16 protein-coding genes and 4 CRISPR repeat arrays are annotated in these 25,125 nt (G+C 70.9%); of the genes, 4 read left to right on the forward strand and 12 right to left on the reverse strand.

The features are described from left to right. Positions 1-117 precede the first annotated feature (117 nt). Positions 118-2,660: direct repeats of the CRISPR family, unit length 29 nt; unit sequence CGGTTCACCCCCGCGTGCGCGGGGACGAC. 92 nt (positions 2,661-2,752) lie between these two features. Beyond that, positions 2,753-3,148: a CRISPR direct-repeat array (repeat unit 29 nt; unit sequence CGGTTCACCCCCGCGTGCGCGGGGACGAC). A 734-nt stretch (positions 3,149-3,882) separates the two neighbouring features. Continuing rightward, positions 3,883-5,020: direct repeats of the CRISPR family, unit length 29 nt; unit sequence CGGTTCACCCCCGCGTGCGCGGGGACGAC. Between the two features lie 460 nt (positions 5,021-5,480). Continuing rightward, positions 5,481-5,878: a CRISPR direct-repeat array (repeat unit 29 nt; unit sequence CGGTTCACCCCCGCGTGCGCGGGGACGAC). A 765-nt stretch (positions 5,879-6,643) separates the two neighbouring features. The 9 genes from WMF39_RS03045 to cas3 form a co-directional block, all read right to left on the reverse strand. Further along, positions 6,644-6,775 carry a type I-E CRISPR-associated endoribonuclease Cas2 gene (locus tag WMF39_RS03045; protein WP_437747941.1) on the reverse strand — a complete coding sequence of 44 codons (132 nt, stop codon included), beginning with the start codon at positions 6,773-6,775 and terminating at the stop codon, positions 6,644-6,646. Between the two features lie 176 nt (positions 6,776-6,951). Beyond that, positions 6,952-7,158, reverse strand: a complete 207-nt coding sequence (locus tag WMF39_RS03050) for a hypothetical protein (protein WP_437744051.1) — start codon at positions 7,156-7,158, stop codon at positions 6,952-6,954. Positions 7,159-7,189: 31 nt separating this feature from the next. Next, positions 7,190-7,516 (reverse strand): hypothetical protein, encoded by a 327-nt coding sequence (locus WMF39_RS03055; protein ID WP_437744052.1) that lies wholly within the window; start codon positions 7,514-7,516, stop codon positions 7,190-7,192. Between the two features lie 61 nt (positions 7,517-7,577). Beyond that, positions 7,578-8,318, reverse strand: coding sequence for a type I-E CRISPR-associated protein Cas6/Cse3/CasE (gene cas6e / locus WMF39_RS03060; RefSeq protein ID WP_437744053.1), 741 nt, complete (start codon positions 8,316-8,318; stop codon positions 7,578-7,580). An 18-nt stretch (positions 8,319-8,336) separates the two neighbouring features. Further along, positions 8,337-9,068, reverse strand: a complete 732-nt coding sequence (gene cas5e, locus WMF39_RS03065; protein ID WP_437744054.1) for a type I-E CRISPR-associated protein Cas5/CasD — start codon at positions 9,066-9,068, stop codon at positions 8,337-8,339. Continuing rightward, positions 9,065-10,312, reverse strand: coding sequence for a type I-E CRISPR-associated protein Cas7/Cse4/CasC (cas7e, locus tag WMF39_RS03070; protein WP_437744055.1), 1,248 nt, complete (start codon positions 10,310-10,312; stop codon positions 9,065-9,067). The genes cas5e and cas7e overlap by 4 nt, the downstream gene beginning before the upstream one ends. Further along, positions 10,309-10,869 (reverse strand): type I-E CRISPR-associated protein Cse2/CasB, encoded by a 561-nt coding sequence (gene casB / locus WMF39_RS03075; RefSeq protein ID WP_437744056.1) that lies wholly within the window; start codon positions 10,867-10,869, stop codon positions 10,309-10,311. Before casB ends, cas7e begins: the two co-directional genes overlap by 4 nt. Next, positions 10,866-12,467: a type I-E CRISPR-associated protein Cse1/CasA gene (casA, locus tag WMF39_RS03080; protein ID WP_437744057.1), complete on the reverse strand. Its 1,602-nt coding sequence runs from the start codon at positions 12,465-12,467 to the stop codon at positions 10,866-10,868. The genes casB and casA overlap by 4 nt, the downstream gene beginning before the upstream one ends. 11 nt (positions 12,468-12,478) lie before the next feature. Then, positions 12,479-15,268: a CRISPR-associated helicase Cas3' gene (gene cas3, locus WMF39_RS03085; protein WP_437744058.1), complete on the reverse strand. Its 2,790-nt coding sequence runs from the start codon at positions 15,266-15,268 to the stop codon at positions 12,479-12,481. 242 nt (positions 15,269-15,510) lie between these two features. On the opposite strand from cas3, the gene WMF39_RS03090 reads away from it, so the two are divergent. From WMF39_RS03090 to WMF39_RS03105, 4 genes are all read left to right on the forward strand, one after another. Next, the gene (locus WMF39_RS03090; RefSeq protein ID WP_437744059.1) at positions 15,511-15,753 is read left to right on the forward strand and encodes a hypothetical protein; all 243 of its coding nucleotides are present in this window, start codon (positions 15,511-15,513) and stop codon (positions 15,751-15,753) included. 96 nt (positions 15,754-15,849) lie between these two features. Then, positions 15,850-15,975: a hypothetical protein gene (locus WMF39_RS03095; RefSeq protein WP_437744060.1), complete on the forward strand. Its 126-nt coding sequence runs from the start codon at positions 15,850-15,852 to the stop codon at positions 15,973-15,975. A gap of 76 nt (positions 15,976-16,051) precedes the next feature. Next, the gene (locus WMF39_RS03100) at positions 16,052-16,642 is read left to right on the forward strand and encodes a hypothetical protein (RefSeq protein ID WP_437744061.1); all 591 of its coding nucleotides are present in this window, start codon (positions 16,052-16,054) and stop codon (positions 16,640-16,642) included. 1,021 nt (positions 16,643-17,663) lie between these two features. Next, complete coding sequence (locus WMF39_RS03105; protein ID WP_437744062.1) at positions 17,664-18,095, forward strand: DUF6968 family protein; 432 nt, start codon at positions 17,664-17,666, stop codon at positions 18,093-18,095. Between the two features lie 102 nt (positions 18,096-18,197). On the opposite strand, the gene WMF39_RS03110 is transcribed toward WMF39_RS03105, so the two are convergent. From WMF39_RS03110 to WMF39_RS03120, 3 genes are all read right to left on the reverse strand, one after another. Next, complete coding sequence (locus WMF39_RS03110; RefSeq protein ID WP_437744063.1) at positions 18,198-18,458, reverse strand: hypothetical protein; 261 nt, start codon at positions 18,456-18,458, stop codon at positions 18,198-18,200. Positions 18,459-18,785: 327 nt separating this feature from the next. Next, positions 18,786-19,244: a hypothetical protein gene (locus WMF39_RS03115; protein ID WP_437744064.1), complete on the reverse strand. Its 459-nt coding sequence runs from the start codon at positions 19,242-19,244 to the stop codon at positions 18,786-18,788. Positions 19,245-19,684: 440 nt separating this feature from the next. Beyond that, a complete protein-coding gene (locus WMF39_RS03120) occupies positions 19,685-24,871 on the reverse strand; it encodes a protein kinase domain-containing protein (protein ID WP_437744065.1) in 5,187 nt (1,728 codons plus the stop codon). Positions 24,872-25,125 lie beyond the last annotated feature (254 nt).

The following is a 25,125-nucleotide window of genomic DNA, read 5'->3' on the forward strand; positions in this document are numbered from 1 at the left end:
CCGCGCATGGAAGGAGCGTACTCTGAGCACGCGCGCAGACGAACGTGATTGCGACGCGATCCACGAGCGGCGAGGCTCTTTATGGCGCTCGGGGGCCTCTGTCTTGACGGCGCTGCTCAGTTCACCCCTGTGTGCGCGGGGACGACATCGAGTACGCCGGTTCCTTCGGCGTGCGCCTCGGTTCACCCCCGCGTGCGCCGGGACGACGCGAGCGTGAGCGTCGCGACGGGGCGCTCCCACGGTTCACCCCCGCGTGCGCGGGGACGACGACGGCGGTGACGGCGCCCCAGGTGCGCGACGTCGGTTCACCCCCGCGTGCGCGGGGACGACGTCCACGTCCCGCCGAGCACGAGGATCTCAGGCGGTTCACCCCCGCGTGCGCGGGGACGACGCGTCGTACAGCCACCGGTCGCCCGTCTCCGTCGGTTCACCCCCGCGTGCGCGGGGACGACGACTGGGGCCTGTGCCTGCGCTCGTGGGGGCTCGGTTCACCCCCGCGTGCGCGGGGACGACGTGTACAGCCGGTGTTGAGGGTCACCGTGCGTTTCGGTTCATTCCTGCGTGCGCGGGGACGACCTCGGCGGTCGGGAGGCTCAGCCGGCGGGCGATCGGTTCACCCCCGAGTGCGCGGGGACGACACGACCGAGGAGTGCGCGCGCGACGTCTGGCACGGTTCACCCCCGCGTGCGCGACGACGTCGGCTCCGTCCTCGGGCAGGCGCGCGTAGGCGGGTTCACCACCGCGTGCGCGGGGGCGACGAGGCGCGCCTCCTCCTCGGTGCAGCGGTAGGGCGGTTCACCCCCGCGTGCGCGGGGACGACGGACGATCAGCTCGTCGTGCGGGCCGCGGTAGTGCGGTTCACCCCCGCGTGCGCGGGGACGACACGACGTTCTCCCTCGGCATCACCTGGGTCCACGGTTCACCCCCGCGTGCGCGGGGACGACCAGACCGTCCGGGGTCGCGTGGCCAAGGAAGTCCGGTTCACCCCCGCGTGCGCGGGGACGACGGTGGAGGCGAAGGCGATCAAGGCGGCCCAGGACGGTTCACCCTCGCGCGCGCGGGGACGACGCCTCAGCGGACGAGGAGGCGCTGACCATCCACGGTTCACCCCCGCCTGCGCGGGGACGACTTGGATGACGGGGCGACATCGGCCCGGGGGGGGACGGTTCACCCCCGCGTGCGCGGGGACGACACGATCCCCTCCTCGTAGAGCAGGTATCGGAGCGGTTCACCCCCGCGTGCGCGGGGACGACGTGTTCGTCGGCACCATGAACGCCGAGCACTACGGTTCACCCCCGCGTGCGCGGGGACGACGTTGGCCGCAGGGTGGAGCATCTCCTGCGAGCGCGGTTCACCCCCGCGTGCGCGGGGACGACGTGATGCGCGCGCAAGGAAGCGCGCGACTTCGGTTCACCCCCGCGTGCGCGGGGACGACGTCCTCGATGAGAGTCAATGGGACGCAGACGAACGATTCACCCCCGCGTGCGCGGGGACGACTCGCGCGCGTCCTTGTCGAGGATTTCTAGCGGCGGTTCACCCCCGCGTGCGCGGGGACGACACCTCGGTTCCTGGCTTATTCGTAATGGGCGAGCGGTTCACCCCCGCGTGCGCGGGGACGACGGATCCAGGAGGTCGGACGGCTCCACGGTGACCGGTTCACCCCCGCGTGCGCGGGGACGACATCCGCTCCGCCGCCGAGGACGTGTCCGCCATCGGTTCACCCCCGCGTGCGCGAGGACGACTTGCCTGCGGCGACCCGCTCCGCGTCCGTGGCCGGTTCACCTCCGCGTGCGCGGGGACGACTAGGCCGGAGGCGCCTCAGGCGCTGTCGCGGGCGGTTCACCCCCGCGTGCGCGGGGACGACGAGACCGCCGTCACATCCGCGGTTTCCGGGAGCGGTTCACCCCCGCGTGTGCGGGGACGACGTGTAGGCGTCGCACCGGCCGCAGGCGCAGGGCGGTTCACCCCCGCGTGCGCGGGGACGACGGCCATGTTCTCTACGTCGGCGGGCGTCACGGCGGTTCACCCCCGCGTGCGCGGGGACGACACTCGCAAGGTCCCTGGCGACGACGGCGAATGCGGTTCACCCCCGCGTGCGCGGGGACGACGGCCTACCTCGGAAGCGGGCGAGCGGCTAGGGCGGTTCACCCCCGCGTGCGCGGGGACGACCCCCGCCGCGCTGTCGAGCATCCCCGCGACCTGCGGTTCACCCCCGCGTGCGCGGGGACGACGAGTGCCGGCCGGGCACGATCGTGCTCGTGGGCGGTTCACCCCCGCGTGCGCGGGGACGACGAGGATCGTGTTGATGAGCCGGCGCCGCTCAGCCGGTTCACCCCCGCGTGCGCGGGGACGACACCGGTCGGGACCTCGACTCCAGCACCATGCTCGGTTAACCCCCGCGTGCGCGGGGACGACTACGCCATGTAAGCGCCGATCTCGGCCGCCCACGGTTCACCCCCGCGTGCGCGGGGACGACATCACATCACGAGACGACTCAGATCTGGAGTTCGGTTCACCCCCGCGTGCGCGGGGACGACGTCTACGTTGCTCGTCATCCGCGAGAGGTTTTCGGTTCACCCCCGCGTGCGCGGGGACGACGGCAGCGACAGCCACGCCTTCCGGAACACGAGCGGTTCACCCCCGCGTGCGCGGGGACGACGTCGGCGGTCTTCTGCATCTCCGCGTCCACCGTCGGTTCACCCCCGCGCGCGCGGACGACGTGGAGCCGGCCGGTCTCCTGGATCTTGATCGTCGGTTCACCCCCGCGTGCGCGGGGACGACAAGCACAGCGCCCCCGTCTCGCTCTACCTGATCGGTTCACCCCCGCGTGCGCGGGGACGACGGTCTGTGGCCGCAGCGCGCAAAGCAGCGGTCGGGTTCACCCCCGCGTGCGCGGGGACGATGCAAGGAGGGAGCGAGGCACCCCGCGCCTCTACGGTTCACCCCCGCCTGCGCGGGGACGACGGTGCGACAAGGCGCGCTTTCTCTACGCCTCGCGGTTCATCCCCGCGTACGCGGGGACGACGTCTTGTCCTTGGTCTCGATGAGACTCGCGGACGGTTCACCCCCGCGTGCGCGGGGGCGACGTGACGTCTGCGGTGCCCGTGCCGCCGGTGAACGGTTCACCCCCGCGTGCGCGGGGACGACGGAGCTCTCCTGCTGGAGGGGCCCCGCGCCGCAGGTTCACTCCCGCGTGCGCGGGGGACGACGCGCTGGCCGATGAGGCGCATCGGGCGGCAAACGGTTCTCCCCCGCGTGCGCGGGGACGACTTCGCCGTCACCGCCTCCTTGGGAGCTCCTGACGGTTCACCCCCGCGTGCGCGGGACGACCGGACGGCAAGGAGTTCCTGATCTACGACCTCGGTTCACCCCCGCGTGCGCGGGGATGACGGAGCTCCGAGCGTGGCGGACCCGCGCGTCACCGGTTCACCCCCGCGTGCGCGGGGACGACGAGGAGGCCCGATGCTGTCCGTCTGAGCGTGAGCATAAGGATGGAGGGACTTTCGCCCCGTCAACGCCAAATTGATTGAGGGACGCTCCGCGTCATACCGCTGTGCGTCCGCACGGTCGCCCGATAATTGACGCACCTCGTCGATCGTCCCGACCTCGCTAGCAAGAGCACGAGTTCGCGGGACGCTACGAATTCGCTGGAACGTGAATGTCAAGGAGCTTGTTTTTTGAGGGCTCGGACGGCGGCCCTGCCGCGCTTCGCGGCGGGGCCGACGGCGAGCATCGCGCCGGGCGAGCCGGGTTCGGCGCGACTCGACGCACTTCCGGCGCGAAGTCTGAACATCCGCTTGTGATGTGCGATGCAGTGCATCCCTCAAAATTCGTGCTCCGAGCCCCCTCAAACTTCGAGGCTACGCTCACGTCTCCGCCCCGCGGTTCACCCCCGCGTGCGAGGGGACGACGCTTGGCGCATCGGCAGCGACGCTCGCCACGCACGGTTCACCCCCGCGTGCGCGGGGACGACTCCTGCCGGCTTGGGTGCGCCGGACACCATTGCGGTTCACCCCCGCGTGCGCGCGGACGACGGCACGCCGATGCGCGTTCCTGATGACCTGTACGGTTCGCCCCCGCGTGCGCGGGGACGACGGACCCCGGCGATCCAGGTGCCCATGGCGCGCCACGGTTCACCTCCGCGTGCGCGGGGACGACGTCTCCGACCGGGCGCGTCGCGACGCTCACGGACGGTTCACCTCCGCGTGCGCGGGGACGACGGCGAGAGCTGGAGCTTGAACTTGGGGCGCTTCGGTTCACCTCCGCGTGCGCGGGGACGACCCGTGGAGGAACTCCGAGCACGTGGGGCCTTCTCGGTTCACCCCCGCGTGCGCGGGGGCGACCCGCCGTGACCTGCGCCGGCCGCCACCGCCACCGGTTCACCCCCGCGTGCGCGGGGACGACGTGTGGTGCCGTGGGGAGGAGCCGGCGGCGCTCGGTTCACCCCCGCGTGCGCGGGGACGACTCCCCGGCTGGGCAGCAGACGGTCTGCCAGCGCGGTTCACCCCCGCGTGCGCGGGGACGAGCCCATCACGTGGTACGTCGGGATGCTCGGGTACGGTTCACCCCCGCGTGCGCGGGGACGACATGCGTCGCGGCGTAGTCCGGGCGCATGGTGGCCGTTCACCCCCACGTGCGCGGGGACGACCAATCCGCGAATCCTCGCGCCTACAGGGTCGGACGGTTCACCCCCGCGTGCGCGGGAACGACTGTACGTTTGCGCTAGGCTCGGGCCGCGTTGTGGCGGTTCACCCCCGCGTGTGCGGGGACGACGGGAACTCCTGGGGGAGCGTGTCGCGGATGTCCGGTTCACCCCTGCGTGTGCGGGGACGACGACCGAGCGGCACTGCTTGAGGTCGCGCGCGTCCGGTTCACCCCCGCGTGCGCGGGGACGACCGGCAGGATCGATAGTGCGAGGCATAGAGCCTCCGGTTCACCCCCGCGTGCTCGGGGACGACGCCCCCGAGCACGCCGACCTCGCCGCGAGGCTCGGTTCACCCCCACGTGCGCGGGGACGACGCCGCGCACGGTGGCGCTGTCGATGGTGGGCGTCGGTTCACCCCGCGTGCGCGGGGACGACGCGAGGCGTGTGATGGCGCCCGAGAGGGTCGTCGGTTCACCCTCGCGTGCGCGGGGACGACGGCGACGGCAGTCTGCATCGACACGCCCATCCTCGGTTCAACCCCGCGTGCGCGAGGACGACGCGACGCCGACGCGACGCCGACGATGACGGCGCATTCGGCGACCGGTTCAACCCCGCGTGCGCGGGGACGATGCCGGTGTATCGTCTACGTCGTTCCGGTTTACCCCCGCGTGCGCGGGGACGACGCGCGCGAACGACGACTTCCCCGTCTTCTCCGGTTCACCCCCGCGTGCGCGGGGACGACTCCTACAGCCCGAACCGGCAGAGCGAGCACGACGGTTCACCTCCGCGTGCGCGGGACGACGCCATTGGCCAGCTCCAAATGGGTTTCAGTCCACGGTTCACCCCCGCGTGTGCGGGGACGACATGTCGGCCCAATGTTTGATGAGCTCTGCCGCCGGTTCACCCCCGCGTGCGCAGGGACGACTGTTTTGAGTCTCCGCCTTCTCCGCCGCTTTGGCGGTTCACCCTCGCGTGCGCGAGGACGACGTTGTCCCGACGGGCGGCGGCAAGACGGTGATCGGTTCACCCCCGCGTGTGCGGCGACGACCCGAGCGCCGCTCGGGCCATGCTCGCGTGCGTCGGTTCACCCCCGCGTGCGCGGGGACGACGCCGAGATGAAGCTCGAGCACCTCGGCGCAGACGGTTCACCCCCGCGTGCGCGGGGACGACCGCCGCGCTCGCCGATCACGGCAAGGCTGGGACCGGTTCACCCCCGCGTGCGCGGGGACGACTCATCCCCGTACGCTTCCGCGATCGCTTCGTCCGGTTCACCCCGCATGCGCGGGGACGACGTAACCGAGCGGCGGCAAGGAGCAGGTCGCGTTCGGTTCACCCCCGCGTGTGCGGGAACGACATGACCGGGAAGCGCTTCGAGTACCACCCCACCGGTTCACCCCCCCGTGCGCGGGGACGACGACGCGCCCGGGTTCGTGCAATACGCAGAGATCGGTTCACTCCCGCGCGCGCGGGGACGACGTGATGCCGGTGATCCCACCCGAGAGTTGTCGGTTCACCCCGGCGGGGACGACATCGGTCGAGGCGCATCGGCACCGAGAGTCGTCGGTTCACCCCCGCGTACGCGGGCACGACGCTCATCGTCCCGCCCTAACGGTGACCTGGCCCGGTTCACCCCCGCGTGCACGGGGACGCCGTGTGCCCGATCCAGAGCGTGCAGCGACTCGCCGGTTCACTCCTGCGTGCGCGGAGACGACGGTGCGCGCGTCGTCGTGACGTGGCACACGTGCCAGTTCACCCCCGCGTGCGCGGGGACGACGACCCCGCGCGCGTGGATCTCGGTCCGGTACCGCGGTTCACCCCCGCGTCGCGGGGACGACGTAAGGGCGGACAGTTCTCCAAGCTCGATCAACCACGGTTCACCCCCGCGTGCGCGGGGACGACACTTTCTCCTTTCGTATACTTACGCCTTCCGGACCAGCGTAAGTCCCTTGATGTCAATGACCGTGCGGCTGGTGTCCCCGTGCGTCAGCCTGGCAAATCTTACTCATTCTGTGCCGCGTGGACCAACACACATCCTCCGCTCTCATTACGCGCGCAGACCGCCTGCCACAAGAGCTCGCGCACCCGGGCCGACAGCGTCCCGGCGAACACCCCCGCCCGCACCTTCAGCATCACGGCGTGATGTGCCCCCGCAGCGACGGCGACGCCCGCTCGGCCACCAGCACGGTCAGAATGGCACACCTCCGTCCGGGTCTGGCGCACCCTCGCCCGCTCCCCCCTCAGGCCCCTCCCGCTCCTCCCCGGCCGCCTCGACCTCCGCGAAGTTCTTCCCCGCGGCAACGCTCCCTTCACCCGATCCCACAGCGCCCCTGGCGTATCCCCGTCGCGTGGGTCACGAGCAGCGTCGCGTTCCCCTTCAGCTTCAAGGCTCGCTGCATAGCCGGCACGATCCTCTGGATCAGCGGCTCCTCGTGGAACGCGCTCCGGCACAGGCGACGCACGTTCGACTCCAGCGACCCCGCGCCCATCGCCGCCGTCTTGAACGCGAGTGGCACCGTGACCTCCACCATCTACAAGTCGGCGACGTTATAAGACGAAGCTCCGCATCTTGCGAAGCTCCGCATCTTGCCCGTGTGCACGAACCCCACTGCCGACGAGAAGCCCATCGACACGATCGCCGCATGACACAGTCAGATCCGGATCGAACCGCTCCGCGAACCGCATCCGGTACATCCTGGCGACCACCTCCGCCGGCGCTTCGCGCTCGCCCACGCCTCCACCTGCGCCATCAGGGTCGACGCGCGCCGCGTCTCGCTCGATGCGGACCCTGTCCGTGTCGAGAAACGTCCAGCCATCGCTGAAGCGCGGCAGCTGCTGCAGATCGCGGAGCAGGCTCCCCCCTCGACCCATCATCGGATCTCCTACGTCATTCCCGCACCCGCCCGCCCCCCACCGTCCTGCCGCCGGGCGCCCCTCAGCCCTGCGCTGGCGCTATCGACAGCAGCCCGAACCCGTACGCCTTCGCCGGTCCAATACCCGCCGCGAGCGCCTCGCGAAACCGACTCGCGTCCGTCACCCGCAACCGCCCCTCGAACAGCACCGGCGCCAGCGTGAGGTGCTGCCGCTCGTCGCTCGCGCCCGACTTACGACCGGTGAGCTTCCGCTCCTCGACCGCCGACACGCCGCCCGCCCCGGCGCCGTCCTCCGCGCCGCAGAGCGCAAAGCCGCCTTCCTCCGCTTTGCGCCGCAGCCAGCCGATCCGCGACGCCTCGTCGCGCAGCTCCACGCGCCTGCCATTGCGGCGCTTGCCGTCGTCGCCGCTCTTCGTGTCGATTCGGCGCGTCGGATTGGCGCGCAGGCGGAAGCGGAAGAAATCCCCCGCTCCGATACGCGCCCGCTCGCTGCCGACCTCCCGGATCGCCGGGTTCTCGATGGGGCTCGGCTCGGTAAAGCCCAGATCCTCCTGGATATCCAGGAAGTAGTCCTTGGGCAGCCGCGTGAAGTCCGGTCGCGTCGCGCTCTGAACCAGGAGGACGAACCGGCCGCGCTGGACCGCCTCGTCCACGCGAAAGAGGACGCCGTGCGCCTTGCGCGGATGCGGCCCGGCGTCGTCGGGGAACGCGCGCATGATCGTGCGGTGGAGACCCTCGATATCGGCGATATCGGCGCGCACGGCGCGCGAAATGGGGTTCAGCAAGGCTCGGGACAGGTACATCGGAGGCTCCTTTGCAAGTCAGAGGGCGGGAGTCCGCAGCTCGGGGCGCCGCGCGACCAGCGAGGTCTGCGGCGTGTCCTCGGGCGATAACGCGAGCTCTCCGGGCTCGATCCACGTCGTGCAGACGAAGCGGCGCGCGAAGTGCCGCGCGTGGAGGCGGAACGACAGCGGCTGGTCCTGCCGGGGGTGCCCCTTGTCCGGATCGCACTCCACGACGAGGCGAACCCGTTCCATGGGCGCCGCCGGGCTCGGCCAAGGCGCGGCGCGGAGCGCGGCCTCGGGCTCCGCCGCGACGAGGCCCGCGCGCACGGCGAGGGATGGCGGACACGCGCGGCGCCCGAGGAACAGCGGCCACCGCGGCGACTCGAGGGCGCCGTCGATCGCCGCGGCGAGCGCGTCGTCCTCGTAGCCGAGCGCCACGAGGAAGCTCGCGTCGCTCAGGTAAGCGCGCCGCGTGATGACGGGGTTGCTCGTGCCGTAGACGCGGTGCTCCTTCCCGTCGAAGCGCCCCGCGCCCGCCGTGTGGTAGTCGACGAGCATCCCGCCCTCGCGATCGACGCGCACGCCCATCCTCGCCGCGGCGAGCTCGGCGAGGCGCGCGTCGTCGTCTCGCGGCATGCCGAGCGCCGCCCCGACCAGGCCCAGCACGCCGCTCTTCGACGGCTCGCGCTCCGTGTCGCGGTGGGGGAAGCGGCTCTGCGTACCCCACGACTGGAGCGGACCTTCGAGGCGCAGCAGGACGCTCTTCACGCCGCGCCTCCGAACGCCGCCGCGGTCGCGGCGTCGATCAGCGCCTGGAGCGACGCGCGGCGCTGGGCCGAGGGCACCTGCGCGCCGAAGGTCTTTGCCAGCGTGTCGCCGGGATCGACCACGCAGAACGACAGATCCTTCCGCCCGTCCGCCCCGTACACGCCGTCGAGCGCGGCGAGCAGCTCGCCGAGCTTCACGATCGACCCCGCGACGAGATCGCCGTTCTCGCCGCTCGTGGGCCACACCGGCTTGACGAAGGCGTTCGCCAGCGAGCGCGGCGCCCCGCGCTCCCGCACGTCCGTCAGGATGAACGACGGCGGGTTGTGCGCCGCCATCGAGTTCTGCTTGCCGCTCGGGATCGCCAGGACGGCCGCGCGCAGGAGCGCCGCCAGCGTCTTCTTCGCCTGCGCCCTCGCGGCCTCGTCCGCGCCCAGGTTCCGGACGAGGTCGTCCACGTCGACGACGAGGTAGCGGTAGAAACAGGCGGAATTGAAGGGGATCGTCCCCATCATGTCGCTCCCCGAGCTGTCGTCGCGCCTGCGGTCGTCGATCGCCGTGTAGAAGTCGAACTCCATCGAGACACGGTGGGTCGAGATCGCATGAGCCACCTGGCAAGCGGCATCGACGTTCCACCCTGGCTGGTCTGCGATCATCCGGCCGAAGAGCCCCAGCTCGGGCGTGCGCGAGCCGTCCGAGAGCAGCGCCTCGATCTGCTCGCGGAGCGCCCCAGGAACCTGATCCTTCGCCTCGGACTTCTCCTGCTTCTTGGACTTGCCGCCCTTGCCCTTCGCCGCCTTGTCCCCCGGTGGCTCCGCGGCCGCCTCCGCCGGTGACGCCGCCAGCACCGCCAGGTTCTCGGCGATCAGCGCGGCGAGGCGCTCGATGGTGCGCGTGGGCAGGAACAGGAGATACTGCGTCTTCCATGTGTCGCCCTCCTCCGCCTTCAGCCCACCGCCGGCGAGCGCGCGGACGACCGCGCGTTTCGCGCTCTCCGGATCGACCTTCTTCGCCGCCACCACGTGCTCGGCGACGGCTTCGACGAGGCGCTTCGTGCGCGTCGCCTGCTCCGCCCCGTCGAGGAGCGCGTGCGCTTTGAACGCCTCGCGGATCGCGCGCTTGTAGCACTGGCTCGAGATGCGCGCGCGGCGCACGCCGCCGAGCTCGCAGTCCTTGGGCGAGCCGGTGTCGTCGCGGTTCAGATTCGATGGGGCGAAGTTCTGCAAGATATGGAGTTCGAGCTTCATCGAGAGATCTCTCCTTCGGATTCGAGGGCGTCGTGACGTGTGTTCCAGAACTCCCGAGCCAGCCGGCGCTGGACGCGGCGCGCCTCGCCGCGCCACGCGAGCACGTCGCGGAGCAGGCGCTCCCAGTCGAGGGGCTTCCCCTTGCTGCGCGCGAGCGAGACGGCGTGGCGGAGGTGGTTCGGCAGGTCCTCGGCGTCGGCGTCGAGGAGCGCCACGAACCGCTGGCGCAAGCTATCGTTGTCCCCAGCCCCGGGGCCCTCCTGATCGGCGTTGATCGCGCGGAAGGCGCGGCCGAGGCTCACGCCCTCGCCGCCGGGATCGGGGTGGAGCGCGAACAGCGCGCCGACGAGGAAGAAGGCGCGGTCGCGGTAGGGGTCCTCGCTGCGCGGCAGCCAGGGATCGACATGAGGGCACGCGGCGGCGGCCATCCCGGTGCGGTCCTGGAGGCTCCTGCGGAGGGCGGCGAGGGCCCCTCGATCCTCGTTGTCGGCGAGCTTACGGAGGTGCGAGATGAAGCGAGCGACGTGATCGTCCTCGGCTTTGCGGACGTCGGTCATGCGGAGGCTCCTTCCTGGGTCGGCGCGGAGGGGGTCGTGGGAGACAGCTTGGCGAGCTCGTACCCGAGCGTGCGCTCGGCGAGGGCGCGGGCCCGGAAGGCGCGGGAGGTCGTGCCGAGCTGGCTTGCCCCGCCGTCGAGTGCGCTCCAGGCGGCCTTGCGCGCGGCCTCTTTCCACCAGCGCAGGGCCGCCTCCGCGTCTTCGTCCGTTCCGAGCCGCCGGACCAGCTCGTCGAACGCGGCGCCCAGCGTGCTCCAGTAACGCGGCTCCGTCGCGAGGCGCTCCACGAGCGCCCCGACGTCCTTCTTGTCCGGGCTCCGCTCGCCCGACGCGAGCGCCGCGCTGGCCAGCCGCCAGGCGCTGCTCCGCAGCGCGCTCCCCGCATCGTGGGCCGCGCGGAGGGCTTGCCGGAGGACATCGACCCGCCCCGCGTCGGTGAGGAGCCGGACCGGCAGCGGCACGCGCTCCGCGCGCCAGAGCTCGATCGCCGCCTGGCTGCTCGACAGGCCGTAGAGGTCGAGCGCGAGCCCGGCGGTTCGCTCGAGGATGTCCTCCTCAACGAGCCACGCGATCTGCGAGCAGACCGCCGGGCGACGGTGCTCCTCTCGCGCGCTCGCCGCTTCGAAGAGGGCGGTCGCGTCGCGCCATAGGCTCCGGCCGGGGTCGAACCGGAGCGGCTCCGCACCGCGCTTCACGTCGCGGACCAGGAGCGCCTGCATCGGCTCGATCCAGTCGCCCTCGGGCTCGAGGCCCGCGCCCGTGACCACGTCGCGCACGACGGCCCCGGCTCCCGTCGCGTGTGGGATCAGCTCCACGCGGCGCGCCTGCCACGTGAGGGCGTCGAGCCAGCCCCGCACCGCGCGCGCCGTGCGCGAGGCCGCCGTATCCTGCTCCCACGCCGGCAGGTCGCCGGGGCCGCCTGCGCCCGGGAGCGGCCGGTCCCGCTCGAGGATGAGCAGGTTGAGCAGGAGGGTGCGGTGGAGCGTCGTTCCCCGGGCGAGCACGACCGCGCCCGGGCGCAGCGGGCACGCCCTAGGGTAGCCGGAGTCGTTCAGGATGCGGCCTCCCGGGCCGAACCCCAGGAACCCCAGCATCGCGCGCGCGGACTCGGCAGGGGTCAACCCCGCGTCGTCTCCGCCGTGCTCCAGCAGTTGCACCGAGCCCGAATAGCCGGACCGCTCCAGCGCGAGGCGCCGCACGGGCGTCCTCTCGGCCTCCTTGCCTTGCCGCTCGGCGAAGAGCACCTCTGCGAGCCGCGGCACCTGCAGGAACGGCCGCTCGGCATCGAACAGGTCGAAGCGGTGGCGGAAGCGGTCGAGGTACGCGCGCACACGGGCGGGGTCGAAGCGCGGCTCGTTCCAGAGGGCCTCCCAGGCGTCGGTCGAGCGCGGACCGTCGACGGCTCGGTGGAGGATCGCGAGCAAGAGCCGATAGATGACGGCCGTCGCGAGCGGCGACTCGTCGTGGATGCAGGCGAGTTCGTGCGCGCGTGCGAGAACCTCCTCGAACCCCAGCTCGACGCGTGCTCCGGCGAGCGTCTCGCAAGGGATCCAGGGCTCTCGGGTCAAATCGAAGCGGGGGCGTTCGGGCGGCGGCATGCGGAGGTCTCCTAGAGCGCGGCGTTGTCGGGGGTATCGAGCGAGCCGACGATGAGACCGAGCTCCGGATCCAGCGCCAGGGAGACGCCGGCGATCGTCGTGCGGCCGGCGTCGTCGAGGCGGAGGACGCGATGGAAGCGGAGGTGCCCGCTGGCCTCGAAGCACGCGGGCCCCCGCGCCTGGTCACGGAGCAGCGCGTCGACCACGCCGCGGTGGGTGATGCCCACGGCCTGCCGCGCGGCGGCCACGACGGCGCGGTGCGGCGGTGGATCCTTGCTATCAAGGTCGATCGTCACGCCCGGGTCGCCGGCCAACACGACCCGCCCGCGGCGGCCGATGACCGGCACGACCTCGACGCTGGGCTCGCCGAGCCGTGTCTTCGCGCGCAGGGATCGGTGGATGCGCGGATCTTCGTCCTCGAACAGGCGCGCGAGGTCGTGGAACGGATCCTTCGCGTCCGGCGGGGCGAGCTCGATCGCGCGGGCCTTGTCGCCTTCGTCGCGCTCCTGCACTTCGCTCTCGCGATCCAGCTGTGTGAGGCGCGCGGCCAGCTCGGCAGAGACCGCCGGCGCGGCGCCTCCGTACACGGACTCGATGAGCGGCTCGATGTCGGTGGGCAGCACGACCTGTGTGTGATCGCGCAAGGCGAGCCAGCTCCGTAGGAGGATCGACTCGGCGTAGAGGAAGGTGCTCGTGCCGAACGCCGGCCCTTCGGGGCGCTCGTCACCCTCGGGGCGAACGAGCCACAGGGTGGGGCGCTGGACGGCTGGGGGCCGCGGTCGCTCGCGCGTGTGCCGGTGCAGGCGGCCGGCGCGCTGGAGCACGAGGTCAACCGGGGCGAGCTCGGTGATCATGAGATCGAAGTCGAGGTCGAGGCTCTGCTCGAGGACCTGCGTCCCGACGAGGATCGCCGCGCGCGGGCGGCTCGCCTCGCCGGGGCCGAACGACGCCTCTGCCTTCCGCTCGCGCGTGGCGCGGGCGACGAAGGGGAAGCGCGCGTGGAGGAGGCCGAGATCGAGGTCTGCCGGCAACTGCCCGCGGTCGCGGAGGGCGCGGAGGGCGAGGTACGTCTGCTGAGCGCGGCGGACGGTGTTCACGATCCACACGGCGCATCCGCCGCCGGAGAGCGCCTCGGCGAGGCGCTCGGGGAGGGCCAGTGCGGGCTGCCACACGAGCGACACAGGGATGGGCGCCCGGCGGGCCGGGAACGAGGTGCTGCTGGAGGAGGCGTCCGCGGTGGCGACCGTGATGCGCGGGTAGGCCGCAGGGGCGGTCGGCGCGGCTCCGAAGGCGCGCACGAGCGCGTCCCGGCGCGCCGCGGGGAGGGTCGCGGAGAGGAGGACGATGGTGGTGCCGAGCGCGCCGAGCCACGACAGCAGCCGGTCGAGCAGCTCGGACGTGTAGGTGTCGTAGGCGTGGACCTCATCGACGACGACGACCTTGCCGGCAAGGCCGTGCAACCGGAGGAAGGCGTGGCGGACGCCGAGGACGCCGAGGAGGGCCTGGTCCACCGTGCCAACCGCGAGCGGGGCGAGGAGCGCCCGCTTGCTCCGGGCGAACCACGCGTCGGCGACGGGGCCGCCCTCTCCTCGGGCGACGCCATCGATGGAGCGCATGGCGAAGGCGCGCGCCTTGAGCCCGTCGTAGCGCTCGGAGAGGCCTGCGTCGCCGTGGACGAGGTGGAGGCCGTGCGTCTCGCCGGGGAATGCGGCGCGGAGGAAGCGCTCGACCCGGCCGAAGATCTGGTTGCTCGTGGCCTGGGTGGGGAGGGCGAAGTAGAGACCGCTCGCGCCGCGCGCCGCCAGAGCGTCGAAGATCGTGAGCGCCGCTTCGGTCTTGCCCTCGCCCATCGGGGCCTCGATGACGACGAGCGATGGGCCGCGGAGCGCGGGGAGGAGCCCCTCGACGGCCTCGTGCAGCGGCCATGGATCCTTGTCGAAGAGATCGCGGAAGGTCCGGCCGGGAGGGTGCGGTGGGCGGCGCCAGCCGGCCACGTCGAGCGCGAGCACCGCGCGATCCCGGGCGAGCGTCAGGTAATCGGCGGGAGAGGTGGGCGGCTCGACATAGACGAACACGTCGGCGTTCGAGCCGAGCCAGTCGGCCACCGTGGTCAATCCGGCCAGGTCGGCGACGAAGGCGTGCCGGATCGCGGCTCCCTGGGCGAGGGAGGGGCGCGGCAGCGACGCGCCGATGCCGCAAGCGCCTGCGAGCGCGAGGACCAGGTGGGCGCGGAGCAGGGCCCAGAGCGCCGTGTTGCCCGCGTAGCTCGGGTGCAGGACCCCCTTTTGCTGCTCGAGCTCGCCCAGCTTCTCGAGGGAGGCGAACTCGCCGTGATGAGCGCCGACCGAGCGCGCGACCCAGCGAGCGAGCCTGGGAGGCACGCCGTGATCGGCGAGCGCCTTCGTCGCCAGGACCGTAGAGAGGCTGCCGTGGGGCTCGTCGCGCGCCGGGAAGTCGAGTCCCAGGGCGCGGAGCGCTACCACGCGCCCTGGGACCTTGGCCTGGAACGGCGGCGTGGCCTTGCCGAGATCGTGGAGCGCCACGAAGAACAGGAGCCATGGCAGCGCCGCCTCTCGCGGTAGCGCGAGGGCTGCGGCCATCGCGTCGAGCCGGTCGGGACGCACCTGGAGCAGCAGGCGCTCGGCGCACGCGACAACGTCGAGCACGTGGCACAGGAGAGGGTGCCAATCCGGGCTTCCCTCGCGGGCACGGGTGGGGTCGGCTTTTCCCCAGAGCTGCCAGACGCGAGGGTCGAACCGTGCACTTGTAGCGTTCTCGGCGGGGGTATGACCGCCCATCATGATGTCCTTGGGATACTTTCAGCATGGATCGAAAAGGTGCGCAATACGAACAAATGCGTATCCCACGCCTGTTCGACCCGATGGGTAGCGTATCGCGGACCCCAGCCGACGTCCCGCCCTATCGACCTGCTTGCCACTCGCACGCGGGCGGGGACTGTCGCCCCTGGCGTTCGCACTTCTGCGATGAGTATCGTGGTCCCGACCCGGACTGCTCCACGCGTACGCCACTCGGCGGCGGTCGTGTGGGAGCAGCATCCGGAGGGTACGAGGCGAAGAGGGCTGCCGGGGAGCGGCTCAGGGCGATCATCGCTCGGTTCTTGGCGGTCATCGCTCGGTTCTTGGCGGTCATCGCTCGGTTCTTGGCGGTCATCGCTCGGTTCTTGGCGGTCATCGCTCGGCTTTTGGCGGTCATCGCTCGGTTCTTGGCGGTCATCGCTCGGCTTTTGGCGGTCATCGCTCGGCTTTTGCTGACAGTGGACCGATGATGGCGACCATCGACCGGTGATGGCAATCATCGACCGGCGATGGCGACCATCGACCGGTGATGGCAACCATCGACTGGTGACGGCGACTATCGACTGGTGACGGCGACCATCGCGCGCTCGGTGGACTCGCTGGTTCGGGTCGTGCCGGCGTCCAGGATCCACGAGCAGGCCCTGCTCGCGACCCAGCGAGAGCGCCGCGCGCCCGCCGAGAACGTGCTCTAGAGGCCACCCGCCTTGCGAACCTCGCTGCTGGCGGCTAAGCCCACCAGCTTGTCCCCATCATCAGAGGGAGGAACCCATGGCACCGCGAAAGAAGGATTCGACTTGGACCACGTGGGAAGACATGCCGCTCGACGAATTTCGAGTGCGGGCCGGGAAGGCCAAGGCCCTCGCCACCGAGTTCGTCGAGAAGCTCGACGAGCTCTTCCCCGGCCTCGTGACGCTCACCAAGGAGCAGCGGAAGACCGCACCGAGGCTGCGTGACGGCGAACATGCGATGCTGCACAAGGTGCTCGACGTGGTCGACATGAAGCCGGCCCTGTTCGAGTCGCTGGCCGATCAGGACGAAGGTATGGACCCGAACCACTTCGAGACGGCGCTGCTCCGCGAGCGGATCGAGAAGCACCTGCTCTTCAGCGACGTCGCGGCGAGCCTCTCTTCGGTGGGCGGCGAGCTCGGCGACTCGACGCTCTATACTGCCGTCAAGTTCCGCGAGACGCTCTATGCCGCCTACCGCATCGCCAAGACGCACGCGCAGACCGACCGGAAGGTCATGGACGTGCTCGCGCCGGTCGTCGACTTCATGCGGAAGAACGTCGCCGCCGCGGCCGCCGCGAGGCGGACCCGCACGCCGACCCCGGCCGAGCTGCCGAGCTCCGGAGACGCGTAGCCTCGACGAGGGCAGGGGAGCGCGCTGACACGGCCCCAGGAGAGGCCGCGAGCGTACAGACTCTACGAGCTCGGCAGCATAGCCTGTGACGATGCGCTGCCAACTGGCCTGTGCTGCATCTCCTGAGCGACAATGAGCAGGGGGCTCGTCTAAGCCACGCGGCGCCCGGGTTCACCGTCGCTCGACGGACACCGGGACGCAGCGCAAGCGCTTCTGAGCTCAATCCTCCTGGGTGTGGGTGCAGCTTGAGCACCGCATTGTCGGCTCAGAACCTCACGGCTCCGCACCGCTCCCCCGCCGAGCCCTCGCGTGCAGGCGGATGCCGCGCTCCTGGTGCAAAGGAGGCGATCCTTCCGTCCGTCATCGCCCCGGTCCATCGCGGGTCCGTGCCTACGGCGATCGCTGTCGCCAGGGGAGCCGACGTCCATGGCTGCGACAATCTCGCGCGCTCCGTGCATCTCGGAGACGTTACGGTCGGGAGCATCGCCTCCGCGGCCATTCCGGTGGGTGTGGATGCTTCACGTCTGTCGTGAACATCTTGCGATCCCGAGGAGGCGGCGCCGGGAGTGCGAGGCGAAATGGGCAGCGACGAAGCGGTTCGGGGCAGCTGCGAAGCCGTCAGCAGGCGCTCCGTGGAATCCTTGGCCTTTGTCCGAGAAGGCGTAGCAGGCTGGCGCGAATGTCGCAGGGCGCAAGGGGTATGCGAAGCACGTGCATGGTCGCTGGTCTGACAGTGTGCCTCTCCGCGTGCGTGGTTACCTCAATCGAGGAGACGGACGCTGCCGCCACGACCGAAGGAGCGATCGAGGCCGAATCGACCGCCTCCACGGAATCGCTCGCAGGCGAACGCGGCGTCTTGGAGCTCTGCAAGACGCTCGCGCTCGCTTCGTACGAAGCCAGGGAGGAGTTCTGCCGAGCGCAGCCACGGAACAGGCGCCGCCGGTGCTGGGAAAATGTGCATGCCAGCTCCCTTGGCTGGCTCGTGTATTGCACGGTCGAGTTCTCGTACTAGCCTCATCGCATGGATGAGAAGGATTCGCCGATCGCGGAGCGTCGCTACAGCGTGGAAGGTCAGCCTGGGCGAGAAATCATCTTGAAGATTGGACGGCCGTTCGAGGTGAGCCCGCCTGGGGTGGACTGGGCGTGTCCCGTCGTCTTCGAGGGCCTGGACGACGGATGCAGCAAGTGCGTGTACGGGATCGACGGTGTGCAGGCGATCCAACTCGCGATGCAGTACGCGCGCAACCAGCTGGAGGCCTCCGGGCTGCAGCTCCTGTGGATGACCGAGGAGCCGGGCGATCTGGGGCTCCCGCGCCCGATCGAGAGCACGCTCGGCTTATGGTTTCAGCGCGAGCTCGAGCAGATGGTGGAGAGTGAGCAACGCAGGATGCACGAGATCGTGCTCAAGCTCGGCGAGGTGCGCGAGCGGCGCCGGAAATCGACCGGAGCCTAGCTTCGGCGCGGTGCCCGTTCCGTCCCGTGGGCGGGGCCGATCGACCGCCGTGCGATCCTTTCCTCGTCGGCTCCTCCTCCGTCGAGAAGTCGGCGCTCCCCATCACATCGTTTCGACCGACTTCAGCATCTCCGGGACGAAGTGGAGCCTCGGCCGGAGCAGCCTGTCGCGGCGCCCGGGCTGTCGGACCTGGAGCATGGCGCCGGTCGCGGAGCTGTTCGAGGCATCCAGCAGATCGTCGGTGAACGTGTAACTGTAATTCTCTTGCTTGGTCGGTGTCTTGTCCTGCGCAGCGGCCTCGGGGATCGAGACGCAGAGAAACAGCAGCGCGGCTGGGACTGAAATAAGCGATCGCGACTTCATCATGCCTCCTCGCTGTTATCGGACACGAGCGAGGTCCGCGCATTGGGACCCTTTTTGCCGCGCGCTCGATGTCGCGTCGGAGCACGCATGCGCGGCCGCGACGAGAGGGCGCGGAGCTCCCCTCCCGGGGGGCCCGCCCGAGCGGGCAGATCCAGGTGGGCGATGCGCCTCTGCGTTCTGTGCCGACAGGCGCGCTCGATGTCATCGCGGAGGGCTCCCCGGACGGACCGCCGGATCCGGTGACAACGCAGGTGACATCGCGCTCCTTCCGCGTAGAATCGGGCGCGATGCTCACCTGCAGTCGAAGGAGCACGACGGGCGGCCTCATCATGGCAGTCGCCGCGGCGCTCGCCGTGGTCGTCCCCGCCGGAGCAGTCGCCCGTCCTCCGGCAGCGCCTGCGCGGCCGCGCGCAGGCGCAATGCGTGGTTCTTCACGGCAGAGAGGCGCCCCACGCTCCCGAGGACCCAGGCCTGCTGCGAGATGCCGAGCTCGGCCCTGACACGGGCCCTGGCCACCGGATCGGGCGCGAACCGAGACAGGTCGAGGCCGCTCGGGACGACGTGCAGCTTCTCGGCGCTGATCTGGCCCTGGCTGACCAGGGTCTCGGCGGTCGGCCGCGATACGGCGACGTGGCGTTGACGAACGCGGAAGCGGCGCTGCGCAGCCATCGCCGGCCTTGCATCTCCTCCAGGACGCCGTGCTTCGTGTGGATGACCGGGACGCGGTGCAGCCAGCCTGCGGGCGCCGCATAGATGAGCGGCAGCTGGAGGAATGCGGCAATGCAAAATGATGATGAACGGTGGGAGGCAGTGCGCGAGGATGGTTGTCCAGGCCGGGCCGCGTGCCGTGCGCTCGTTCCGGCTGGACGGGATCCGTCCGCGACTTCCAGTCTCGACGCGAATGTCGGGTTGCTTCTGCGGCCACGTGCGGTTTCACTCCGCGGCACCTGCGCCTGAGTGACGGAGACGCATTGAAGAAGGCGCGATGACGCTTGTCGACGACGGGCAGGTCCACGCGTCCTCCCGTCGCGGTCTGTCGGGCGCCGGCGAGCTTGCGGCGGCTGAAGGTCGGCGAGCTCTCTGCGGGCTTCGCCTGGACGGCGAGCAGCGCCGGGAGCGTCAGGATGCCCGAGGCGGTGCCGTCCGTGCGCTTCAGGGCCTGGAAGGAGTCGTCGCCGGTGATGCCGTGGGAGCCTTGTTGACCACGGCGAGCAACAAGCCCCGGGTCACCCGCCGATCCTGGTGTGAATGAACTGAGCGCGCGGGCCGGAGCCCTCGCCCCTCCTTGGAATCGCCGACCCCGAAAGTGCGCGCGCGATACCCGCCCGAAGCGTCGACAGCGTCGTCATCGCTTGGAGATCCACGCCGAGCTCCACCATCGTCCGCGCCACCTCGGGTCGTATGCCGGTGAACAGCGGCTCGGTGCCGAGCAGGCGCAGCGCGTTCGCCACCGACACGAGCGCGCTCACGACGGCCGTGTCGACGTACCGCATCCCGGTGATGTCCAGGATCAGCGCCCGCGCGCCGGTCTGCTGCGCTCCCGTGAGCGCCACCTCCATGATCTGCGCCGCCCGCTCCGCCTCCACCGTGCCGATGATCGGCATCACCAGCACGTCCTCGCTGATCGGCATCAGCGGCGCCATGAGCTCCGAGAGTCGGGCCTTCTGCGCCTCCACCACCTGCTCCTGGAGCGCGGCGCGCTCCGCCTCGGCGCGCGTCCGGTCTTCGAGCTCGCGCGCGAGCTCGGCATTCGAGCGCGCGAGCTCGCGTGTCCGCTGCTCGACTTCGCGCTCGAGCCGGGCGTTCGCGAGGTGGGCTTCCTCGTTCGCCTCCTGGATCCGTTCGAGGAGCAGCGCGTTCTCGATGGTGATCGATGCCTGTGACGAGAGGAGCCCGAGGAGCTCCACCCGCACCGCGGTGAACACCCCCGCGGTCGCGTTGTTCTCGAGATACAGCATCCCCGCCGTGCGCCCCTGGCTGCTCACCGGCATGCAGAGGATCGAGCGCGTCTTGCGCTCCGCGAGGTACGGGTCCGACGCGAAGCGTGAGTCGCCCGCCGCGTCGTCGAGCACCAGCGCCTCCCGCGTGCGCCACGCGTAGAGCACCGCCTGCCGCGCGAGCTCCGGCTCGTCCTCGAGCAGCCGCCTCTGCCCCACCTCGATCGACTCCGGCGAGGCCCGGAAGGCCGCTTCGACGAAGAGCCGGTCGTCACGCGAGAGGAGCAGGATGCCTCGCTCCGCCCCCGAGTTCTCGAGCACGATCTGCATGAGGCGGCTCACCACCCGGGAGAGCACGACCTCGCCCGCGATCATCTGCACCGCGCGCAGCACGAGCGCGGCGTCGCGCAGGCTCCCCATCGTGGCCCGACCGAGGAGCGTCGTCTGGGACGTCGCCGACTCCGACGTGCTGCTCTGCGAGCTTGCGTCGCGCCTGCTGATACGCGCGGAGAGGCCGGGGAACTCGAAGAGGAGCGCCTCGGCCTTGGCCGTCGCGCCCCAGTGCAAATGACCACGGAAGGCGTCGGCGAGGTACCCCTGGGCGGCCCGTTCGCGGCCGAGCGAGAGCAGGAACCGGCCGCACCGCTCGTTCGCGATCGCCTCGTCCTGCGCATACTCATGCTCGCGCGCCAGCTCGATGGCATGGTCGTACTGCTCGATCGCCTCCCAACGCTCGCCCCGTAGCGCGCCGAGCTCTGCGTCGAGGAGCGCGAGCTTGTGCTGGAAGTTGCTCGGACAGCTCCGGGCGAGCGCCTCGAGCTGGGCCCTCAGCGGTGTGATGGCGGCCTCGTGCTCCTTCCGCGCCTCGAGATCCGCGGCCTCGCGCGCAAGCCCGGCCCGGGTCAGGGCCTCGAGGAAGGCCGCGTTCCCCGGCCAGTAGAGGCCCGTCATGTCCGCGGCGAACCGCGCCGCGTCCGCAGCCGCCTCGAGCGCGGCTTCGTGCTCGCCGTAGAGCACGTGCAGGAGGAGGAGGTACACATGCTTGTAATAGAAGGCGATCGCGTGCTCCTTCTCGTTGAGCGCCGCGAGCTCCTCGCTGAGCACCACGCCGTCGCTGTCCAGGCTCGTCCGGCTCCGGGTCTGTCCGGTCAGACAGGCGACCAGCTGCCGCGACACGGTGACGGCCGCGATCGCGACCGGGTCCTTCGTTCGTCGCGCCAAGACGGCGGACCGGTCGGCCTCGGCCTTGACCTCCTCGAGCGGAACGCCCGAGGCGATGAGCCACTGCAGCAGGCAGTAGCCCAGGTTGATCGCGAGGTAGAGATTGTCCCCGGCCTCCAGCGCGGCGTCCCGCGACCGCAACGCGTGATCGACCGCGTTGCGGAGCGGCTCGCACACGTAGAGCGCGGTGGCCCACGTGACGTGCACGCGCGCGGCGATGGTCGGGCTCTTCCATCGCTCACACAGCGAGACCGCGAGCCGGCCGAACGCGTGCCCCTCGGCGTGCCGCCCCATCATCACGCATAGGATGAGGCTATAGCCTGCGTACGGAAGCGCGCTGGTCTCGGACTGGCCACGCGCGAGCGAGCGGCGCACTTGCTCGACGATCACCAGCCCGAACAGCGCCTTGCTCACGAAGTACACGGGCAGCCAGATCTCCGCCATCAGCGTGAAGATCTGCCGATCCTCCGGATCCTCGGTCACCGAAGCGTGGGCGAGCGCCTCGATGGAGCGGCCCGCGAGCAATCGATCCACGTCTCCCACGCCCTGCATGAAGGCCGCCTGTTGCGCGGCCGGCTCCTCGGGCATCGTCACGCCGAGCTCCGCGAGCCCTGAGAGCCCCGCGCGCACCGCGTCGGCAAACCGACCCCGCGTGGTCAGGGCCCGGGCGCGGACGCTGTGCACGCTCGCGCGCTCGCTCGCGCTCTCCGCCCGCGCGAGCGCGGCGGCCGTGAGCGCCTCCTCCTCCTCGAACGCGCCGATGAGGTATTCCGCCTCGGCCCCCTCGAGCCAGAGCGCGAAGCACGCCTTGTGATCGCGCGAAAACCCCTTCTCCGACGCGAGCGCCCGGCCCGCCGCGAAGAGGCTCGCCGCCGCCTCGAAGGCCGTGGCGGCCATGGCCCGCCGGCCGGCGCGTAGATCGAGCCGTGCGATGTCCATGCGCTCGGTCTCGTCCGTGATTTCCCGCGCGCCCAGGTTCAGGTGGCGCACGACCTCGAGCAGGTCCTCGTCCGGCACCTGCCCGCTGACATCCGAGGCGCCGCCGGACGAGCCGGACAAGCCGGCTGTGCCCCGGGCTCCGCCGCCGCGCGCCATGAGCAGCCGGCCGATGGCGAGGTGCACCGCCGGCCGCTCCGCCTCGGGCACGAGCGCGTAGCAGGCCTCCTTCACCCGGTCGTGCAGGAAACGGTACGGGACCGCGACGTCCGTCGGCTCGAGCGCGTCCCCGGCCTCTTCGAGGAGCCGGTAGTTGCCGCCGAGCGGCTGGACCAGCCCCTCGCGCAGCGCCTCCCGCAGATCCGCGGCGACGGCCCCGGGCGATTTCTCGACGATCGTCGCGAGCGTGCGGAGATCGAACGACGGGCCGATGCACGACGCGCACATCAGGGCGCGGCGCGTCGCGGGCGCGAGCCGCTCGATCTTGCGCGCCATCAGCGCGAGCACGTTGTCGGTGACCATCGCGCCCTTGACGCGCGTGAGGTCCCAGACGAACCCGCGCGCCTCGGGGTCGAAGCGGAGCAGCCCGTCGCTCTCTAGCTCACGCAAGAACTGGCCGAGGAAGAGCGGATTCGAGTGCGTCTTGTCCCGGATCAGGGCCGCGAGCGGCTCGGCTCGCCCGAGGTCCGCATGCAGCGCCTCGGCCACGATCTCCGTCACTGCCGCGGGCGGCAGCGGCCCCAGCGTGAGCTTGAATGGCTCGATCCCCGCCTCGCGCAGCGTGCCTATCGTCGCGGTGAGCGGGTGCGCGGCGTCCACCTCCTCGTCGCGGTAGGCGCCGACCACGCACAGGTGGCGCGCATCCATATCCATGAGCAGGCGGCCGAGCAGGTCGAGCGACGCCAGGTCTGCCCACTGCAGGTCGTCGAAGAACATGACCAGCGGGGCGTCCTCACGCGAAAAGACGGACAGGAAGCGCCGGATCAGGAGCGCCACGCGGTTCTTCGCCTCGCTCGCGCTGGTTGCCGGTAGCTCCGGCTGCGGCCCGATCACGAGCTCGAGATCCGGGCAGAGGTCGGTCACGACCCGCCCGTACTGGCCGAGCGCGGCCTGGATGGCGTGCTTCTTCGCCAGGAGGGTGTCGGGCGGCTCGGCCAACGCTTGCCGCACGAGCGCGCGGATCACCTGCGAGAAGGCCGAGAGCGGCATGCTCCTCGCCATCGCGTCGAATTTGCCGGGGGCGAAGTACGCTTCGCGCGCCTGGGTCGCACAGAGCTCGCGCACGAGCGCCGACTTGCCGATGCCGGGCGGGCCCACCACGAGCGAGAGGGCGGCCGCGCCGGAACGCGCTCGATCGAGCGCGGCCTTGAGCGCGCCGAGCTCGGCCTCGCGACCCACGAGCCGATCGGGCAACACGACGTCCTCCACCAGGTCGTCCCGGCCCAGCGGGAACGGCTCCACGGTCCCGCTCGCATCGAGCAGCCGCTGGCACTCTTCCAGATCCGAAAGGAGCCCCCTCGCGCTCTGGTAGCGATCTTCCGGGGCCTTCGCCAGGAGCCTCATCACGACGTTGGACAGGCCGCGCGGCACGTCCTTGACGACCGCGTGCGGCGGCGCCGGCACCCGCGTCAGGTGCGCGTGAATCGCCTCCGTCGCGTCCGCGGCCTGGAACGGCGTGGCTCCGGTCAGCATGTGGTAGAGCGTCACGCCGAGCGAATACAGGTCCGAGCGCCGGTCGACAGGTCGATTCATCCGGCCCGTCTGCTCCGGCGCGATGTACGCAGGCGTCCCCTCCAGCCCCTCCATCGCCGAAGCCTCCTGGGTCTCCTGGGCCAGGCGGGCGGCGATGCCGAAATCGATCAGGCGCGGCGAGAGCGTCGCCTCGTCGATCATCACGTTGCGCGGCTTGATGTCCTTGTGGATGATATGCCGCCGGTGGAGCGTGTCGAGCGTGCGCACGAGCGGCGCCACGATGCGCAGCGTCGTCTTCGCCTCGAGGCGCCCGCGCCTCGCGATCAAATCGGCGAGGCTTGTCGGGCCGAGGTCCTCGAGCACGAACGCGAGGCCGCGGCCATGCGGGAGGAGGTCGAGCGCCCGCGGCACACCCGGCATGGAGAGATCGCGCAAGATCGCGTGCTCCCGCCGGAGCCGGGCGAGGTGGCGGAAGGTCGGGTAATCGCTCTGTGTGACCTTGACGGCGACGGGCGCACCGTCTCCGCGACGACGACCTCGATACAGAGCCGTTTCGATCCCTTGATGGACGAGCACGTCCAGCGTGACCCCTGAAACCTCGATGGGTTCTCCAGTCCTCGAGAGCATGTCGAGGTCGTATCCGGGATTCGGGAGAAACGCCACGGCTCTGTTGGTGGACCACCCCACAGAACAACGACTCTCGGAAATCGGGGTTGCAATCCTTTTGCCGAGCAGGCGAGCTGCGCAGATGGCTGTGGCGATCCTGCGTGGTTGGGCTCGCTGTCACCCTTGATGCTTGTCCCGACGCATCGCCTCCCCGCGTCGGATACTTCATCTGATACGCCATGTCGCCGCGCCTTGTACGCTGAATCGCTCCAGGG

Source organism: Sorangium sp. So ce1504, assembly GCF_051521635.1.
GTDB lineage: Bacteria > Myxococcota_A > Polyangia > Polyangiales > Polyangiaceae > Sorangium > Sorangium cellulosum_B.

What these genes read in the sequence shown, in the direction of transcription:
- cas6e (WP_437744053.1), bottom strand. Translation starts at nt 8,318, where the DNA reads ATGTACCTGTCCCGAGCCTTGCTGAACCCCATTTCGCGCGCCGTGCGC.
- WMF39_RS03120 (WP_437744065.1), bottom strand. Translation starts at nt 24,871, where the DNA reads ATGCTCTCGAGGACTGGAGAACCCATCGAGGTTTCAGGGGTCACGCTG.
- WMF39_RS03105 (WP_437744062.1), top strand. Translation starts at nt 17,664, where the DNA reads ATGGATGAGAAGGATTCGCCGATCGCGGAGCGTCGCTACAGCGTGGAA.
- casA (WP_437744057.1), bottom strand. Translation starts at nt 12,467, where the DNA reads ATGCCGCCGCCCGAACGCCCCCGCTTCGATTTGACCCGAGAGCCCTGG.
- casB (WP_437744056.1), bottom strand. Translation starts at nt 10,869, where the DNA reads ATGACCGACGTCCGCAAAGCCGAGGACGATCACGTCGCTCGCTTCATC.
- cas3 (WP_437744058.1), bottom strand. Translation starts at nt 15,268, where the DNA reads ATGATGGGCGGTCATACCCCCGCCGAGAACGCTACAAGTGCACGGTTC.
- WMF39_RS03055 (WP_437744052.1), bottom strand. Translation starts at nt 7,516, where the DNA reads ATGATGGGTCGAGGGGGGAGCCTGCTCCGCGATCTGCAGCAGCTGCCG.
- WMF39_RS03100 (WP_437744061.1), top strand. Translation starts at nt 16,052, where the DNA reads ATGGCACCGCGAAAGAAGGATTCGACTTGGACCACGTGGGAAGACATG.
- cas7e (WP_437744055.1), bottom strand. Translation starts at nt 10,312, where the DNA reads ATGAAGCTCGAACTCCATATCTTGCAGAACTTCGCCCCATCGAATCTG.
- WMF39_RS03110 (WP_437744063.1), bottom strand. Translation starts at nt 18,458, where the DNA reads ATGAAGTCGCGATCGCTTATTTCAGTCCCAGCCGCGCTGCTGTTTCTC.
- WMF39_RS03045 (WP_437747941.1), bottom strand. Translation starts at nt 6,775, where the DNA reads ATGCTGAAGGTGCGGGCGGGGGTGTTCGCCGGGACGCTGTCGGCCCGG.